Origin of the sequence: Streptomyces sp. MMG1121 (assembly GCF_001280015.1) — a bacterium.
Classification (GTDB): domain Bacteria; phylum Actinomycetota; class Actinomycetes; order Streptomycetales; family Streptomycetaceae; genus Streptomyces.
On the sequence record NZ_LGDV01000188.1, the window covers coordinates 61,020 to 77,837 of the forward strand.

Sequence of the window (16,818 nt, forward strand, 5' to 3'; positions counted from 1 at the left end):
CTTGTGGGTCAGGTGGTATTGACGCTGTCCGGGCCTGGCCCGGACTGTGGTGGACATGCCGAATATTCGGGTGCGTCTGCTGGTTGTCCTGGTCGTCCTCTGCGGATTCCTGACGGTGGCGGGCACCCCGCCCGCCACCGCCGCCACCTCGGCTCTTCCCTCCGACTCCCTTTGGTTCGACGGCTCCCCGCTCGCCGTGCGGGACGGCCGCTTCGCCGACAGCCAGGGCCGCGAGATCGTCCTGCGCGGCTACAACGTCTCCGGCGAGACCAAGCTGGAGGAGAACAGCGGCCTGCCGTTCGCCTCGGTCGCCGACGCCCGCAAGTCCGCGGCCGCGCTGCGCGCCCTCGGCGGCGGCGACGCGGTCCGCTTCCTGCTCTCCTGGGCGCACGCCGAACCGGTACGCGGCCAGGTGGACACCGCCTATCTGGCCGCCGTCACCGAGCAGATACGCGCCTTCCTCGACGCCGGCATCCGCGTCTTCCCCGACTTCCACCAGGACCTCTACTCCCGCTACCTCTTCGACTCGGGCAGCTGGTACACCGGCGACGGTGCCCCCGAGTGGGCGGTGGACGCGGGCCATTACCCGAAGGAGTCCTGCGGCATCTGCCTCTTCTGGGGCCAGAACATCACCCAGAACGCGGCCGTGCAGCAGGCGCAGTACGACTTCTGGCACAACGGCCACGGCGTCCAGGACGCCTTCCTCGCCACCGCCCAGGCGACCATGGCCTATCTCCAGCAGCACCTGAATGACACGGAGTTCGCCGGCATCGCCGGTTTCGATCCGTACAACGAGCCGTACGCCGGCAGCTATGACTCCGGACAGACCTCCCGCACCTGGGAACGGGACCTGCTGTGGCCGTTCTACGTGAAGTTCCGGGCCAGGATGGACGCGGCCGGCTGGCAGGACAAGCCCGCCTTCGTGGAGCCCAACCTCTTCTGGAACTCCAACATCTCCACCCAGAAGCAGGAGGGCGGCCTGCAGGACGCGGGCACCCTCGGCCCCCGCTACGTCTTCAACACCCACTTCTACGACCAGAAGGCCATCTCCGGGATCCTGATGTGGGGCAAGGCGGCCGACGGCCAGTACGCCTCCGACTTCGCCGCCGTCCGCGACCGCGCCGCGTCCGCCGGTACCGCGGCCGTGGTGAGCGAGTTCGGGCACCCGCTGTCCGGCACGGTGTCCGACAAGGCACCGACCGTCCTGAAGGCCATGTACCAGGCCCTCGACTCCCGGCTGCCGGGCGCGGGCTGGTGGTCGAACCCTGCCGCCTCGGGCCCGGTGCTCTCCGGCACCCAGTGGCAGTGGGACATCTACGACGGCGGGCACCACGAGCTGATGAACGGCAACCCCGACAAGGTGCTCACCTCCGGCGACGCCTGGAACGACGAGGACCTCTCCGCCGTGAACCTCGACGGATCCGGGAACGTGACACCACGTCAGGACGTCCGGCTCCTCGACCGTCTCTATCCGAGTGCCACGGCCGGCACGACGCTGGCCTTCACCTACGAGGACCGCTCCCGCGACGGCTCGACGACGCTCACCTGGAACCCGGTGCCGAGTTCGCTGCCGGACGTGGCCCAACTGGTGGGCTCCGGCCAGTACGGGCTGCTGGTGTGGCGCTCCGGGACGGGCACCGCACCCACCGAACTGCATCTGCCGGCGTCCTTCCCGACCGCGTCGACCACGGTCGTCTCCGACCTGGGCACGGTGCACGCCCCGCCCGCCTACACCGCCACCACCCCGGTCGCCGTCGCCCCCGAACCGGGCGGCACCGGCAGCCGCCGGCTGCTGCTCACCGACACGGACTCCGGTGCCCTGCACTACGCGCTGGTGACCAACGGCGCCACGGCACCCTCGGCGGACCTGCTGAACGAGGCCCGGTCCGAGCTGGCCGCGTGGGCGGCGGCGCACTTCTGAGACATCCGGACGAAAGCCGTACGACCTCCGGGGAGAGTGGGGTCCCCCCGGAGGCCGCCGGCGCTCAACTCCCCGACGGGCCCGACCAGTCGGCCGGCACATGGCCGAGCCGGACGCGCTGCGGATGATCGCCGACCGGCACGGACAGCACCTTCTGGCCGGTGGCGAAGTCGATGGCCGTGACCTGGTCGGCGCCGGCCTCGGAGATGACACAGTCCTTGCCGTCGCCGCTCACCGTCGCCCAGTACGGCGTCGACGCCGTGATGAGCGGACCGACGTCGAAGGAGGCCCGGTCCACCACGGTCGCGTAGTTGTCCATCGTCCCGGCCACACACAGCTTGGTGCCCTCGGGGTTCATCGAGATGCCGTGGTGGCGCGAGTCCAGCAGCCAGGTGGTGCGGTCCGGATTCGTCGCCGGGTTCTGCGGCAGCGTCTTCACCCGGGTGATCCTGTCCGTGGCCACGTCGTACTCCAGGAAGCCGTTGAAGAAGGACACCTGGAAGTAGAGCTTGGACCAGTCGGGCGTGAAGGCGGCGGGCCGGACCGCGTCGGAGAAGTCCTTCAGCCCGATCGCGTCCAGCCGTTGCCGCATGTCGATGGTCTTGACCTGCTTGAACGTGGTCGCATCGACGACGGTGATGTGCCGGTCGCCCTTGGTCCAGTCCCAGCCGGGGTCGTCGAGGGACGTGGTGACCTCGCCGATGGACATGTTCCAGATGTACGTGCCGCCGTTCGTGAAGAAGTTCTCGTGCGGCTTGTCACCGGTGCCGAACTCCCCCAGTTCCTTGCCGGTGTCGATGTCGAGCACCTGCACCTTGTTCGCGGTCGAGGCCGAAACCGCGACCCGGGTGCCGTCGGGGGAGACCGCCATGTGATCGGCGCGGTAACCGGCCACCGGGAAACGCCAGTTGACCTTGTCCGTGGCCAGGTCGATGGAGACGACGTCGGCGAAGCTCGGGCGGGAGACGACCACCGACCTGCCGTCGGGCGTGGAGTACATGTCGTCCGCGTACTGGTCGTGCCCCTGGCCGACCTCGTTGCGGATGGACATGTAGTAGATCCACTTGATCGGGTCGGCGTTGATCTCGGCCAGCCGCTGCTGCTTGTCGGGGACGACATCGATCCGGCCGATCCTCGCGAAGTCGCCGGAGGACTTGATGACATCGGCGGTGCCGTCCCAGTTGTTGCCCACGAACAGCACCTCGCGCAGGCCGTCGGAGCCGGGCGTGGCGGCGGAGGCGGCGGTCGCGGGCCCGGCGGCGGCCAGGGAGAGAGCGGCGGCCACGGAGCACAGGTGCCTGGTTCTGGAGGCAGGCATGGCTGCTCTCCTTCCTCGGGGGAATTCTGAACACGGGCGCATTCACAGTGAACTTACTGAAAAGTAAGGTCGAGCCGCCTTCTCGACAAGATGTGTGCACGACAAGATTGGGTGATCGGTGGGCGGACGGAGGGGGACACGTGACGGGCAGGCTCAAGGCGCCGACGGGCCGCTACGGCGGCAGGTCCGCCGAGGAACGGCAGGCCGAGCGGCGCCGGCGCTTCCTGGACGCGGCTCTGGAACTGTTCGGCGGCGCATCCGGCTACCGAGGGACGACCGTCGCCGCGCTCAGCCAGGCCGCCGGACTGTCCACGCGCCAGTTCTACGAGGAGTTCCGCACCCTGGAGGACGTCCTCGCCGCACTGCACCTGGAGGTCAACGGCTGGGCCGAACAGGCGGTGCTGGACGCGCTCGCCACGGCGGACGGCCTGCCGCTGGCAGAACGTGCCGCCGTGCTCTTCCGGTCCTACGCCCACGACGTCACCCACGATCCGCGCCGTACCCGCATCACCTTCGTGGAGATCATCGGCGTCAGCCCCCGCCTGGAGGAGCAGCGCCTGGCCCGCCGGGCCCGCTGGGTCGACCTCATCCGCGCCGAGGCGGACGCGGCCGTGGCGCGCGGAGAGGCGGCGCCCCGGGACTACCGGCTCGCGGCGACGGCCTTCATCGGCAGCGTCAACGGGCTCCTGCACGACTGGAGCGCCGGCTGGGTGGACGCCACGCTCGACGAGATCGTGGACGAGCTGGTGCGGCTGCTGCTGGGGATGCTCCGCCCGCAGGGCTGGCCCCCCGCGACCGCGTGACCGGATCGCTCGCCGAGTCCGTCATCGCAGGTCAGGTCTGGTCCGTGCGGTTCGGCGCGCGGGATCGGCCGGGAGCTGGTCTGCTGGTGCGGGGGCGGTTCGAGGGGTGGTGCGGGGCGTCGTGCCCCTGCTCCGGCCCCTGCTCCGGAACGGCAGACACACCGCCGGACACAGGAGAGAGTGTGATGAGTACCTATCGAGTGGCGCAGGTGAGGGCCGCGGGCGGCCCGTTCGAGCTGGCCGAGCGGGAGGTTCCGGAGCCAGGTACCGGCCAGGTGCGGATCGCCGTCGAGGCGTGCGGCGTCTGCCACAGCGACGCCCTGTTCGTGAACGCAGCGGTGCCGGGCGTGACGTTCCCGGAGGTTCCCGGGCACGAGGTCGCCGGGCGTGTCGAGGCACTCGGCGCGGGCGCGGCGGACTGGGGCTGGCAGGAAGGGGACCGCGTCGCGGTCGGCTGGTTCGGCGGCAGCTGCTTCCACTGCGAGCCCTGCCGGCGGGGCGACTTCATCCTGTGCACCGCCCTCAAGGTCCCCGGGTGGGCCTACGACGGCGGGTTCGCGGAGAAGATGCTCGCGCCCGTCGACGCCCTGGCCCGGATCCCCGACGCGCTGTCGGCGAGCGACGCCGGGCCCATGGCCTGCGCGGGGGTGACCACGTACAACGGGCTGCGACGCAGCTCCGCCGAGCCGGGGGACCTGGTCGCCGTGCTCGGCCTCGGCGGTCTCGGGCACCTCGGGGTGCAGTACGCGGTGGCGATGGGCTTCGAGACCGTGGCGATCGCCCGGGGCGCGGAGAAGGCCGACTTCGCCAAGCAGCTGGGCGCCCACCACTATGTCGACAGCACCTCCGGCACCCCGGTCGCCGAGTCCCTCCAGTCCCTGGGCGGCGCGGACGTCGTACTGGCCACCGCCGGGAACTCCCCGGCCATCACGGCCACCGTGGACGGCCTCGCGCCGCGCGGCGAACTGGTGGTCATCGGCGCGGACTCCGAGCCGATGGGCATCAGCCCGTTCCAGCTGATCATGGGCGCTCGTGTCGTGCGCGGCCACCCGTCCGGCACCTCGCGGGAGGTGCAGGACACCATGGAGTTCAGCGCCCTGCACGGTATCCGCCCGATGACCGAGACCGTGCCGCTGGAGGACGTGGACGGGGCCTTCCAGAGGATGCTCTCCGGCGGTGCCCGCTTCCGCATGGTGCTGACCAACGGCTGACCCGCGGGCGGGACTCGCGGCGCGCGGGTGCGGGTGCGCGCGCCGCCGGATCGGGAGTTCGCGGGACCGGCGGCACGCGTCGGCCTCCCGCCGCTGCCCGGCCGTACCTGCCCAAGTGGTCGACGCTGGAAGTCCTTCGGGGGTTGATCAGGCGGCCAGGGCGACGGAGGATTCTTCTTGCCGGTCGGTGGGTGTGTGTCGATCGAGCCTGGCCAGCAGGTCGTCCAGGTCGGAGGTGGTGAACTTCCACTGGAACGGCTGTGCTGTGGCGTCGTAGCGGTCTTCGAATGCTCGGAGCCGATCCCCGACCTGGGTCAGGTCAGTGAAGTCGTTGGGTGAGACCACCTTGCGCTGGACGATCGAGAAGAAGATCTCTATCTGGTTCGTCCAGGAGGCGTGGAGGGGGGTGCGGATCATCACCGCGTTCGGAAACCTGCTGGCCAGGCGGTCGATAGCCCGCTGGCCGCGATGGGAGGAGCCGTTGTCGACGACCCAGAAGACGCGTTGCGCGCTGGCGTAGGGCTCCTGGGCCATGACCTGCTCGACCAGGTTCATGAAGGGGACGATGCCGGTCTTGGGCTCGCAGCGGCCGAAGACCTTCGCGTGGTGGACGTCGTAGGCGGCCAGGTAGGCCAGCGCGCCGCCGCGCTCGTACTCGTGGTTGACGCGCATCGCCCGGGCCTGCCCGGGTGCCAGGGTCGGACGGCAGCGGCAGCGGGCCTGGATGGAGGCCTTCTCGTCGCCGGAGATCACGTATTCGTCCTCGCCCAGCGGGACACCCTCGTAGGGGCGGGCGTACAGGTCCAGGACTCGTTGGGCCTTGGTACGGAAGTCCGGGTCGCGGATGAAGATCCAGGACCGGTACTGCCAGGGCTTGAGCGCGTCCTCGCGCAGCCAACGGCGCACCGTGGACGCCGAGGTCGTGTCGGCGATCCCGCGCGCGGTCAACTCAGCGGCCAATTCCGGGCGGGACCAGCGTGACAGCGGTACGCCGGTCTCGGCGGGCAACTGGCAGGCCAGCGCCTTGGCCTCGGCGACCTGCAGCGGTGTGAAGGAGGGCGGCCGCCCGGACCGCTTGCGATCTTCCAAGGCGGCAAGCCCGCCGGCGGCGAACCGGCCGCGCCAGGTGCGAACCGTGTCCAGGTGCAGGCCCGTCTCGCGCGCGGTACGAGCGTTGGAGCGCCCCCGTGCCGCGTACAGCACGATCGTTGCCCTGCACCGGGCCTGATCTGGGGTCTTGTGACCGTAGGCCGCTTTCTTCAGCCGGTGCCGCTCGGCAGCGGTCAAGACGATCGGGCGGCCGACGGCAACGGGCAAGGCAGGCAAGCCGATCAGCAGAAGTGGATCTTAACTGCGGGAGTCTGCCGACCCCCTCCACGGCGACCGGGCTGGATGGGCGCATGCCCGACGTGCCGGAGTCGACCAAGGCCCCCCGCGCCCAGAAACTGCTTACCTCGCCGGGGATCGGCCACGGGCGTCCGAGGATGTGGTCCTGCTCCTCCGCCCTGTTCGACCGAGTCGGAGAGTGGGGCCCTCCCGGAAGCAATGAGATCTTGGGTCCCGCCGCCTGTCAGCGCCGGTCGGTGCTCAGGCCGTCCAGGGTGAGGTCGAGGAGGCGTTCGGCCTGCTCTCGCTGCTCCGGCTTTCCCGAGGTGAGGGCGATGCCGGTGAGGGCGGCGAACATGTCGGTGGCGCCGATGTCGGAGCGGATGGTGCCGGCTTCGACGCCAGCGGCCAGGAGCGAGGTCAGGGCGGCCATCATCATCTCGTGGCTCTGGGCGTACGGGTTGACGCCGGTTTCGACAAGGGCGCGCAGGGCGTCGGCCATGCCGAGCTTGGCGGTCGCGTAGTCGATGAAGCGGCCCGTCCAGGCGCGTAGGGCCTCGCGCGGGGCCAGCGCGGCCAGCAGGTCGGGGGCGGCGTCGCACAGCCGGATCAGCTCGTTGCGGTAGGCGGCCTCGATGAGGATCTCCCGGGTGGGGAAGTTGCGGTAGAGCGTGCCGGAGCCGACGCCGGCCTCCTTGGCGATGCGCTCCAGGTGCGCTTCCAGTCCCTCTTCGGCGAAGACGCGCACCGCAGCCGAGAGGATCTTGTCCCGGTTGCGCTGAGCGTCGGCCCGCAGCGGGCGCCCTGTCTCTCTGGCCATCCGCGGTCTCCTGTCGTCCCGGCTTGCTAACCGGCGACGCCTCCACTTACAGTGAGGGAACTGGAGGCGCCTCCATTTCCACTGTAGGGCATACACGCCCGCATCCGCCGCACGCGAGCGCATTCGTGCCTCCGCCCCATACTCCCGACGTCGCGCGGCCACGGCCGCCACCCCCAGGGAGCAACGGGTGGGCCATTGGCCCCGACCCAGTCACGGCCGGGCTTTCACATCAATCTGCACGATTCCTGCGGCGAACGCAGCACGTGGGAGTCCGCCCACTCACAGGAGAAGAAGATGAGTCTCTCGCTCGAAGGTAAGGTCGCCGTCGTCACAGGCGGCGCGTCCGGGGTCGGCCTGGGCATCGCCCAGGAATTCGTCGCCAACGGCGCCCGCGTGGTCATCACCGACCTGCACCAGGAGGCGCTCGACGAGGCGGTCGCGGCGATCGGGCCGAACTGCTCGGGGATCGTGGCCGACGTCACCAAGCTCGCGGACATGGAGGCCGCCTACCGGCAGGTGAAGGAGCGTCACGGGCGACTCGACGCGGTCGTGGCCAACGCCGGGATCGGCGCGCACGCCCCGCTCGGCGCCATCACCGAGGAGCAGTTCGACCGGACCTTCAACGTCAATGCCAAGGGCGTCCTCTTCACCGTTCAGCCCGCGCTCGCGCTGCTGCCGCCCGGCGGCACCGTCGTCGTCATCGGCTCCACGGCGTCCATCCAGCCGCCGCGCGGGATGAGCCTGTACGGCGGCTCGAAGGCCGCGGTACGCAACTTCATCCGGGCCTGGATCCAGGACACCAAGGGATCGGGCATCCGAATGAACATCCTCAGCCCCGGTGCGGTCGACACCGACTCCCTGCGCAGCGCACTGGCGATGGCCCAGGGAGCCGACCACGTCGACGCCGCCGTCAAGACCATGGGAGAGGGCAACCCGACCGGGCGGATCGCCGACCCGCGCGAGATGGGCACGGCCGCGGTCTTCCTCTCCAGCGACGCCTCCAGCTTCATCACCGGCGTCGAACTCTTCGCGGACGGCGGCATGGCACAGGTGTGAGCCACCCCGCCCAGCGGTCCGGCCACCCGGCCGGACCGCCACCCCCGGCCTGGCGCAGCGCAGCGATGCGCCGGCACCCCCGAGGACGCCCTGGATTACGCCTGCAGCCTCTGCCTCGCCATGCCCGGGATCTGACCGACTGCCAGACGCGACAGCGGCTCCCGGGTCAACCCCCGGAGGACTTCGACCGTCGACCACTAAGGCCGTACCCGCCCAGGGCCGACGTGCCCGCCTCCAGCCGAGCCCCCCGCTCCCGCCTCCGCCCAGCCTGCCCCGGCCATGCCCGCCGATCGTCGAACGCGCCCGCTCCGGCCCAGCGGCGTCAGTCGCCGAGCCGGGCCAGTGTGGCCAGGACCGGCGCTGTGCCGTCCTCCGAGCGGATGCGGGTGCCGAGCGACCGTGCCCGCTGCCGGTACGCCGGCTCGCGCGTGGCCCGTGTCAGGGCCGCGGTCAGGGTGTGCACGGTCAGGCGGCGCAGCGGCACGGCGGTCGGGGCGACTCCCAGCGAGACCAGGCGGGCGGACCAGAACGCCGCGTCGAACTGGATCGGAACCGGCACGGCCGGCACCCCGGCGCGCAGGCCCGCCGCGGTCGTGCCCGCGCCCGCGTGATGCACCACGGCGGCCATGCGCGGGAAGAGCAGCGCGTGCGGCACGTCGCCGATGGTCAGCATGTCCTCGCCGTCGGCCGCGAGTCCGCCCCAGCCGCGCTGGATCACCCCGCGCAGCCCGGCCCGCCGCAGCGCCGCGACCACCTGGGCACTGAGCTGTCCGGCGTCCGGCACGGTGGCGCTGCCCAGACCGACGAAGACCGGCGGCGGACCGGCGTCGAGGAACTCCCGTACCTCGGAGGGGAGTTGGCCATCCGTGTCGTACGGCCACCAGTAGCCGCCCACCGCCAGGCCCGGCCGCCAGTCCCGGGGCCGGGGCACCACCAGGGGGCTGAAGCCGTGGTGCACCGGCCAGAGCCGCCGCTCCCGGGTCCGCAGCGAGGCCCCGGCCCGTGCCGGGGGCAGTCCGAGCCGCTCGCGCACCCCGGGCAGCGTGCCGGTGAAGATGTGCTCCGTGGCGAGGCACACACCGTGCCCGGCGACCCGGTTGACCGCCGGCCCCCAGAAGCCGCCGCCGAGCACCGGAGGTGCGAACTCCCTCGTACCGGCGATGGGTTGGAGGTAGACGCCCATGCTCGGCAGCCGCAGTCCCTCGGCGATCGTATGGCCGAGCGGGGCCAGCGAGGCGGATACGAGCAGGGCCTCGCTGTCCCGGGCCGCCATGATCAGGTCCTCGGTCATCCGCCCGACCAGCCGGCGCGCCAGGTCCGCCAGGCGCAGCAGCTTCCCGGCGTTGTGGGCGCTGCGGTGCAGACCCTGGCCGCGCGGCGACTCCAGCTCCGCGCGCGGATCGACCGGCAGCCCGTGGAACCGTACACCGGAGCCGGACACGAGCGGCTCGAAGCGGGCGTGGGTGACCAGGGTGACCTCGTGCCCGGCGAGGGCGAGCCGGTGCCCCAGTCCGGTGTAGGGGGCCACGTCGCCCCGGGACCCGGCCGTCATGATCGCAATGCGCACGACGGAAAGTATGGCGGCACGAAGGCCGAACGGGCTGTACCCGTGCACCGGACGGACTCAACTTCCCGGCACGGGCGTCTGGTTCACGCCCGTCGCAGCCGTTGACTTCGTCCTCGGGCGGCTCTACGGTCGGCGCGCGGTATGTTCGGTTGGTCGATATGCGTTCGCCGGCGCAGACTCGTGGACCGGCTGGGCAACGACGAGGCCGCGCACGGCCGGCACGTCGTGGACAGCCAGGACGCGGAGGCACCGGGCGCCTGGGTGCACGAGGCCCTGCACCGGCTCTCCCCGTCCGACCAGGAGGTACTGCGCCTCGCGGCCTGGGAGGAACCCGACGCCGAGCAGATCGCGGTCACGCTCGGCTGCGGCAGACGTGCGGCGGCGATGCGGCTGCACCGCGCCCGCCGCCGGCTGCGCGCCGAGATCGACCGCCTGCGCCCGATGGAGGCGACGTCCGCCACACAGCCCGGGCAGCGCGCGCGTCCTGCGGCGCCGCACGGCGTGGCACCCCTCGAAGGCCCTTCCCGCCCGGGTGCGTCGGACGGCGCGTCGCTCCCCGGGCAACGGCCGTGCGCGGGGAGGTCCGCGGGGGCCCGCCGATCCGTCGCCGTCCGTGGACCGCACGACGCCCACGGACCGCACGACGCCCACGACACCCACGACACCCACGACGCCCTCGGCCGCCCCACCGCCCGGGCACCTGCCCGGTGCCGAGGGGCACCCCGCCGACCGGGCCCCTACCGGCGAAGAGCCACTCGCCGGGAAGAGCGACACCGCCCGGCGTCCGTCACATCCCGTCGGCCCCGCCGCCGTACCCCTGCGCAAGGACCCCCGCCATGCCTGACGAACTCGACCTCCTGCGCCGGGCCAACCCGGTCCCGGCCCACGGCCCGTACTTCGGCGACGGCCCAACGGACCACTGTGCCGAGCGGCGGCTGGAGTCGCTGCCGTACGAGGACGCCGGCCGCCGCGCCCGGACCCGGGCCCCGCGCGCCCGGCTGCTGTGGGGCCTCGCCGCCACCGCCGTCGTCCTCGCGACCACCCTCACCGCGCTGCTGGGCGGCACGAGCGCTCCGCCCGCTGTCGCGGCGCCCCGTCCGCTCGCCGTCCGGGCGCACTCCGCCGCCGTACCGCTCCACCAGTTGGCCGAACTGGCCGCCGTCGCCGCCGCGGACGGTTCGCCCGGCCTGCGCAAGGGCACCCATGTGCAGTCCTGGAGCCTCGGCATGAGCGAGGACAAGCCGCCCGTGACCCTTCCCGAGGAACGCGTCGTGCGCTGGAACCCGGACGACAGCCACACCGAACTCCTCGTGGCCACCGACCCGCGCTGTCCGGGCCGCCCGGTCCTCACCGACGAGGGCGACGAGCCGCGCCTGGTGGCGGACGGCCATGTGCTGAGCCGGACCACCTACCCGCCGAGCTGGAGCGACGCCCCGCCCGACGCACGCCCCCCGCACACCCCGGCCGCCCTGCGCGTCTACCTCACCGAGTCGGCCCACACCGGCGGCGACGCCCTGTCCACGCCCGAACTCATCGACGGAGTACACGAGTTGCTGAACCACTGGACACTCGGATCCCGCGAGTCGGCCGCACTCGTGCGTCTCCTCGCGCAGGAGCGGGGTCTGCGCCCCGTCGGGCAGGTGACGGACCGGCTCGGGCGCCCCGGGCAGGCGTACGTGTACGACGCCCCGGGCGCCCGGCGCATGCTGATCCTCGATCCACGTACCGGTGCCGTCCTCGGTAGCGAGGCCATCTTCACCCGGGACGTTCCCCGGTTCGGGGTGAGGGCCGGGGACGTGATGGAGTACAGCGCCTGGATGCGCTGACACGCGTGGACCCTTTCGGGTACCGCTGATCCCTATGCGGCGAGCTGCCGGGCGGCGGCCTCGACGGTCTGCTCCAGCAGCGTGGCGATCGTCATGGGCCCGACACCGCCCGGCACCGGCGTGATCAGCGAGGCCCGTTCCACGGCCGAGCCGAAGTCGACGTCGCCGACGTTGCCCGGGTTGTAGCCCGCGTCGATCACGACCGCGCCGGGCTTGACGTCCTGCCCGCGGATCAGCCGGGGCCGGCCGACGGCGGCGACGACGATGTCGGCCTCACGGACGGCCGCCGACAGGTCCCGGGTGCGCGAGTGGCAGTAGGTCACGGTGGCGTCCCGGGACAGGAGCAGCATGCCCACGGGCTTGCCGAGGATCGCGCTGCGGCCGACGACCACGGCGCGCTTGCCGGCCGGGTCGACGCCGTACTCGTCCAGCAGCCGCATGATCCCGCCGGGTGTGCAGGAGACGAAGCCCGGCAGGCCGAAGCTCATCGTCGCGAAGGAGGCGAAGGTGACCCCGTCGACGTCCTTCTCGGGCGCGATCGCCTCGAACGCCGCCCGCTCGTCGACATGGTCACCGACCGGGTGCTGGAGCAGGATGCCGTGCACGGCCGGGTCGGCGGACAACTCCCTTAGGGTGCCCACGAGTTCGGCGGTGCTCGTGGTCGCGGGCAGCGCCACGTGGCGGGAGGCGACACCCGCCTTGCGGCAGCGGTTCTGCTTCATACGGACGTAGGTCACGGACGCCGGGTCCTCGCCGACCAGCACGGTCGCGAGACACGGCGTCACACCGGTCCGCGCGGTGAGTTCGGCGGCCTTGTGCGCGCTCTGCTCGACGGTACGGCGGGCGAGGGCGGTGCCGTCCATGAGACGGGCCTGGGTCATGCTGCACACTCCTGAGCGGATCGACTCTCTCGCCCAGGCGCGCGGCATCCACCACGGACCGCTCCCCGGTGGTACTCCACCTCAGCGCCAGTCACGGCCCGCGTACAGCGTAGCCGAGCGCGCGTACGACCCCGTCCCCGGCGGTGGCCGGGTGCGGCTCAGCGGTGCCGGCAGTGCCGGGTGCGCGGCACGGGGTGCGGGCGCGCGGCCCTCAGCAGCGCACGCACCGACCGCAGCCGTATCCCTCCCAGGCTCGCGCGGGCAGAGAAGGTCCAGGTCAGCCTGGAGGTGACCTGGACCCTCGCCCTTCTCCTTCCGCCGCCTGCCACGCCGGGGTGCACCTACTCGTCCCAGGCCTGGATGATCAGCTGGTCGGCGATCTTGCCGTCGCGCAACGTGACCATCGACTCGGCGAGGACCCGGGTGCCGTCCCCGTACTGACAGGTCTCGGTGAAGGCGACGTGGTCGCCCTGGAGGACGCACTGGTCCAGCTTGTGCGTCATGTCGCGGCTGTAGATGTCGTCCAGCAACTCGGCGATCTGGCCCCGGCCGTGCAGGACGGTGGGATGGCTGGGCTGGTTGTTGTGGTCGACGATCCGGATCCGAGCGTCGTCGGCGTAGAGCGCGAGCAGGGTGTTGCCGGTGTTCCCTTCTACGCCCCGGCGCAGTGTCTCGGTGTCGAAGGCGGAACCTGTCGCGGTGCCCATGGTGACCTCCTTCAGGCGCCCGCGGCCCGGCGAGGAGCGGACCGCGCGGCCCCCACTCTTCGAGACTCCTCCGGCCCGGCGGCCACGGCAAGCGCAGTCGGCGGGGCCGCGTCACGGGTGAGCGCGGTCCGCCGCCCGAGTCCGGCCGGGGCCCGGGGCCGTTGCCGGGGCGTGATCCCCACACGACGTATCGTCGCCGCCCTCGGCCTCCCCGCCGGGGTCACGGGCTGCCGCCCCGCTGGTGACCGCGGCCGGCGCGAGCGCAGCGAACACGGGGAGACCGACCCCGTCACCACGCTCGACGCGCTCGCCGTCAGCGACATCCCCGCCGCGCACAGGGCGCGGGTCCCGCGCGTTTCGAAGCGGATCCGCGCGCTGAACCGGATCGATCAACTGAACGAACTGCACCAGGTCACCGGCCTCGCGGCCCCCGCGACGGGCCTGCTGCCGGCCGTCGAGGCCTGACCCCCCGGCCGGGACGGCACCCCCGGCCGGGGCACGACGAGGGCCGTTCCCCGAGGGAGCGGCCCTCGCGGCCGTCAGCCCTCACGGCGGCGCGGCCGTCACGTCGGTGCGGCCCGCACCACCGTACGTCCCATCCCGTACGAACCACCCCGTACGAACCACCCCGCACGGGCCTCCCCGTACGACCCTCACCTCTGCCCTGCCCCGCAATCCTTGTCCGGCCCCGTCCGCAGCACCGGCCAGTCCCGGGACAGCGCGAACGCCGAGACCGCGGCGGCCGGCAGGCAGTGGGGGAGCAGGTGGACGAGCACGTCGCCCGCGCCCAGTTCCAGCCAGGTGCGGACCCCGTCGCGGTGCAGCACACCGGCCGTGTCCGCGAAGCGCAGCGGGGTGCGCCGTACCCAGAACCCCGGCTCGGCCGTCTCGGCACCCACCGGGCGGGCGGCGAAGTCGCAGACGAGCGGGAGGCGCGGGGCACGAGGGTGCAGGGTGGCGAGTGTGCGGCCGTAGGCGCCGAGGATGCCGTCCGTGCCGGGGCACCCCGGTGCCGGGTCGGGCAGCGCGCCCAGCAGCCGGGCCAGGGTACCGACCGCGTGACACGCGTCCGCCAGGCAGAAGACGCCCGCGGCGTACGCGGCGGCCATCCGCCCGGCCGCCTGTCCGTAGACCACGTCCGGCAGGACGCCCCAGCTGTCCAGCAGCCGGTACTGCGCCACCTGCAGCGCGAAGAGCGCCGGACCGGCGTACGACACCCGGTCCAGCAGCGCCGCCGTACGCGTGCCGTCGGCCGCGAACATCACGCAGGCCAGCGGAAGTTCGAGGTACGGGTCGAGGCGCGCGCAGATGTCGTCCAGCGTCTCGGCGAACACCGGGAACTCCGCCCGGAGTTCACGACCGGTTCCGGGCCGTGGCGAGGCACCGGCCGAGAACAGGAATGCGGTACGTCCAGTGCGGCCGTCAAGGGGCATGCCCCCATTGAGGCACGGCCGGGCGGGGTGCCCACACCAGGCAGACTCCCACACCCTGCAAAAAAATTACCATCATGGAATGACCATTTCCGGTCAGATACCGGTGCAGTTCGCGCAGTGCGGCCCGCCGGAAAGATCCACGGTCATCGCCGTGGTCCGTCCCGCTACCGATCGGTCGCGCGTAGGGTCGGCAGGGAAGGCAACCGATGAAGGGACCAGGCCATGGCGCAGGAAGTACGCGGCGTGATCGCACCGGGGAAGGACGAGCCCGTACGGGTCGAGACGATCGTGGTGCCGGACCCCGGGCCCGGCGAGGCCGTGGTACGCGTCCAGGCCTGCGGGGTCTGTCATACCGACCTGCACTACAAGCAGGGCGGCATCTCGGACGACTTCCCCTTCCTCCTCGGCCACGAGGCCGCCGGCGTGGTGGAGTCGGTCGGTGAGGGCGTCACCGGTCTTTCACCCGGTGACTTCGTCGTCCTCAACTGGCGGGCCGTCTGCGGCAGCTGCCGCGCCTGTCTGCGCGGCAAGCCCTGGTACTGCTTCAACACCCACAACGCCCGGCAGAAGATGACCCTCGCGGCCACCGGGCAGGAACTCTCCCCGGCCCTCGGGATCGGCGCGTTCGCCGAGAAGACGCTCGTCGCCGCCGGCCAGTGCACCAAGGTCGACCCGGCAGTCTCCCCGGCGGTCGCCGGTCTGCTGGGCTGCGGGGTCATGGCCGGGATCGGCGCGGCCATCAACACCGGTGGCGTCGGCCGGGGCGACTCCGTCGCCGTCATCGGCTGCGGCGGTGTCGGGGACGCGGCCGTCGCCGGGGCGAACCTCGCCGGTGCGGCGAAGATCATCGCCGTGGACATCGACGACCGCAAGCTCGCCACGGCCCGTACCCTGGGCGCCACCCACACCGTCAACTCCAAGGAGACCGACCCCGTCGAGGCGATCCGCGAGCTGACCGGCGGATTCGGTGCCGACGTCGTCATCGAGGCCGTCGGCCGCCCGGAGACGTACCAGCAGGCCTTCTACGCCCGCGACCTCGCCGGCACCGTCGTCCTCGTCGGCGTCCCCACCCCCGAGATGAAGCTCGAACTGCCCCTGCTGGACGTCTTCGGCCGCGGCGGCGCCCTGAAGTCCTCCTGGTACGGCGACTGCCTGCCCTCCCGTGACTTCCCCATGCTGATCGACCTGCACCTGCAAGGCCGGCTGCCGCTCGACGCGTTCGTCACCGAGACCATCGGACTGGACGAGGTGGAGAAGGCGTTCGAGCGGATGCACCACGGCGACGTGCTGCGCTCGGTGGTGGTGCTGTGATGACCGTCCGCATCGAACGCCTCGTCACCTCCGGGCAGTTCACCCTCGACGGCGGAACCTGGGACGTCGACAACAACGTCTGGCTGGTCGGCGACGACCACGAGGTGATCGTCATCGACGCCGCCCACGACGCCGAGGCCATCGCCCGCGCCGTCGGCGACCGTCGCCTCACCGCGATCGTGTGCACCCACGCCCACAACGACCACATCGACGCGGCCCCCGCCCTCGCCGACCTCACCGGGGCCGTCATCTGGCTGCACCCCGACGACCTGCCGCTGTGGAAGCAGACCCACCCGGACCGCGACCCCGACCGGCACCTCCTCGACGGCCAGGTCATCGAGGCGGCCGGGGCCGACCTGACCGTCCTGCACACCCCCGGGCACGCCCCCGGCGCCGTCTGCCTCCACGACCCCGGGCTCGGCGTCCTCTTCACCGGCGACACCCTGTTCCAGGGCGGCCCCGGCGCCACCGGACGCTCGTACTCCCACTTCCCGACGATCATCGACTCCATCCGGGACAAGCTCCTCACCCTGCCCCCGCAGACCAAGGTCCTCACCGGACACGGCGAGTCCACGACCATCGGCGCCGAGGCACCCCACCTGGAGGAGTGGATCAAACGCGGGCACTGAGCCCCGTAC

15 protein-coding genes, 1 pseudogene and 1 riboswitch are annotated in these 16,818 nt (G+C 72.1%); of the genes and pseudogenes, 9 read left to right on the forward strand and 7 right to left on the reverse strand.

Going from position 1 to position 16,818, the window contains the following annotated elements; genetic code table 11:
• Positions 1–55 precede the first annotated feature (55 nt).
• Positions 56–1,921 (forward strand): cellulase family glycosylhydrolase, encoded by a 1,866-nt coding sequence (locus tag ADK64_RS18475; RefSeq protein ID WP_053660363.1) that lies wholly within the window; start codon positions 56–58, stop codon positions 1,919–1,921.
• Between the two features lie 64 nt (positions 1,922–1,985).
• On the opposite strand, the gene ADK64_RS18480 is transcribed toward ADK64_RS18475, so the two are convergent.
• Positions 1,986–3,239: a YncE family protein gene (locus ADK64_RS18480; protein ID WP_053660301.1), complete on the reverse strand. Its 1,254-nt coding sequence runs from the start codon at positions 3,237–3,239 to the stop codon at positions 1,986–1,988.
• Between the two features lie 140 nt (positions 3,240–3,379).
• Here ADK64_RS18480 and ADK64_RS18485 point away from each other — a divergent pair, with 140 nt between their 5' ends.
• A complete protein-coding gene (locus tag ADK64_RS18485; RefSeq protein ID WP_053660303.1) occupies positions 3,380–4,042 on the forward strand; it encodes a TetR/AcrR family transcriptional regulator in 663 nt (220 codons plus the stop codon).
• A 185-nt stretch (positions 4,043–4,227) separates the two neighbouring features.
• Complete coding sequence (locus ADK64_RS18490) at positions 4,228–5,253, forward strand: alcohol dehydrogenase catalytic domain-containing protein (RefSeq protein WP_053660305.1); 1,026 nt, start codon at positions 4,228–4,230, stop codon at positions 5,251–5,253.
• 147 nt (positions 5,254–5,400) lie between these two features.
• Here ADK64_RS18490 and ADK64_RS18495 read toward each other — a convergent pair whose 3' ends face one another.
• Together ADK64_RS18495 and ADK64_RS18500 are read right to left on the reverse strand one after the other, a co-directional pair.
• Complete coding sequence (locus ADK64_RS18495; protein WP_234384626.1) at positions 5,401–6,456, reverse strand: IS630 family transposase; 1,056 nt, start codon at positions 6,454–6,456, stop codon at positions 5,401–5,403.
• Positions 6,457–6,823: 367 nt separating this feature from the next.
• Positions 6,824–7,399: a TetR/AcrR family transcriptional regulator gene (locus ADK64_RS18500; protein WP_053660307.1), complete on the reverse strand. Its 576-nt coding sequence runs from the start codon at positions 7,397–7,399 to the stop codon at positions 6,824–6,826.
• Positions 7,400–7,693: 294 nt separating this feature from the next.
• Between ADK64_RS18500 and ADK64_RS18505 the strand changes: the two genes are divergently transcribed.
• A complete protein-coding gene (locus ADK64_RS18505) occupies positions 7,694–8,455 on the forward strand; it encodes an SDR family NAD(P)-dependent oxidoreductase (protein ID WP_053660367.1) in 762 nt (253 codons plus the stop codon).
• 322 nt (positions 8,456–8,777) lie between these two features.
• Here ADK64_RS18505 and ADK64_RS18510 read toward each other — a convergent pair whose 3' ends face one another.
• Positions 8,778–10,007: a glycosyltransferase gene (locus ADK64_RS18510; RefSeq protein WP_053660368.1), complete on the reverse strand. Its 1,230-nt coding sequence runs from the start codon at positions 10,005–10,007 to the stop codon at positions 8,778–8,780.
• Positions 10,008–10,187: 180 nt separating this feature from the next.
• Between ADK64_RS18510 and ADK64_RS43120 the strand changes: the two are divergent.
• Positions 10,188–10,463, forward strand: a pseudogene (locus ADK64_RS43120) (sigma factor-like helix-turn-helix DNA-binding protein); the annotation flags it as partial.
• 395 nt (positions 10,464–10,858) lie between these two features.
• A complete protein-coding gene (locus tag ADK64_RS18515) occupies positions 10,859–11,848 on the forward strand; it encodes a CU044_5270 family protein (RefSeq protein WP_053660309.1) in 990 nt (329 codons plus the stop codon).
• A gap of 32 nt (positions 11,849–11,880) precedes the next feature.
• Here ADK64_RS18515 and ADK64_RS18520 read toward each other — a convergent pair whose 3' ends face one another.
• Both ADK64_RS18520 and ADK64_RS18525 read right to left on the reverse strand, forming a co-directional pair.
• The gene (locus ADK64_RS18520; RefSeq protein WP_053660311.1) at positions 11,881–12,729 is read right to left on the reverse strand and encodes a bifunctional 5,10-methylenetetrahydrofolate dehydrogenase/5,10-methenyltetrahydrofolate cyclohydrolase; all 849 of its coding nucleotides are present in this window, start codon (positions 12,727–12,729) and stop codon (positions 11,881–11,883) included.
• A 24-nt stretch (positions 12,730–12,753) separates the two neighbouring features.
• Positions 12,754–12,834, reverse strand: a riboswitch (ZMP/ZTP riboswitch).
• A 236-nt stretch (positions 12,835–13,070) separates the two neighbouring features.
• Entirely contained in the window at positions 13,071–13,436 is a 366-nt protein-coding gene (locus ADK64_RS18525) for a nuclear transport factor 2 family protein (RefSeq protein WP_053660313.1), read from the reverse strand.
• A gap of 171 nt (positions 13,437–13,607) precedes the next feature.
• Here ADK64_RS18525 and ADK64_RS18530 point away from each other — a divergent pair, with 171 nt between their 5' ends.
• The gene (locus tag ADK64_RS18530) at positions 13,608–13,901 is read left to right on the forward strand and encodes a hypothetical protein (RefSeq protein WP_053660315.1); all 294 of its coding nucleotides are present in this window, start codon (positions 13,608–13,610) and stop codon (positions 13,899–13,901) included.
• A gap of 188 nt (positions 13,902–14,089) precedes the next feature.
• Here the strand turns inward: ADK64_RS18530 and ADK64_RS18535 are convergent, their stop codons facing one another.
• Positions 14,090–14,869, reverse strand: a complete 780-nt coding sequence (locus ADK64_RS18535; RefSeq protein ID WP_078992709.1) for an acyltransferase domain-containing protein — start codon at positions 14,867–14,869, stop codon at positions 14,090–14,092.
• A gap of 222 nt (positions 14,870–15,091) precedes the next feature.
• Between ADK64_RS18535 and ADK64_RS18540 the strand changes: the two genes are divergently transcribed.
• Both ADK64_RS18540 and ADK64_RS18545 read left to right on the forward strand, forming a co-directional pair.
• Complete coding sequence (locus ADK64_RS18540) at positions 15,092–16,180, forward strand: S-(hydroxymethyl)mycothiol dehydrogenase (RefSeq protein ID WP_053660319.1); 1,089 nt, start codon at positions 15,092–15,094, stop codon at positions 16,178–16,180.
• The gene (locus ADK64_RS18545) at positions 16,180–16,809 is read left to right on the forward strand and encodes an MBL fold metallo-hydrolase (RefSeq protein ID WP_053660320.1); all 630 of its coding nucleotides are present in this window, start codon (positions 16,180–16,182) and stop codon (positions 16,807–16,809) included. Before ADK64_RS18540 ends, ADK64_RS18545 begins: the two co-directional genes overlap by 1 nt.
• Positions 16,810–16,818 lie beyond the last annotated feature (9 nt).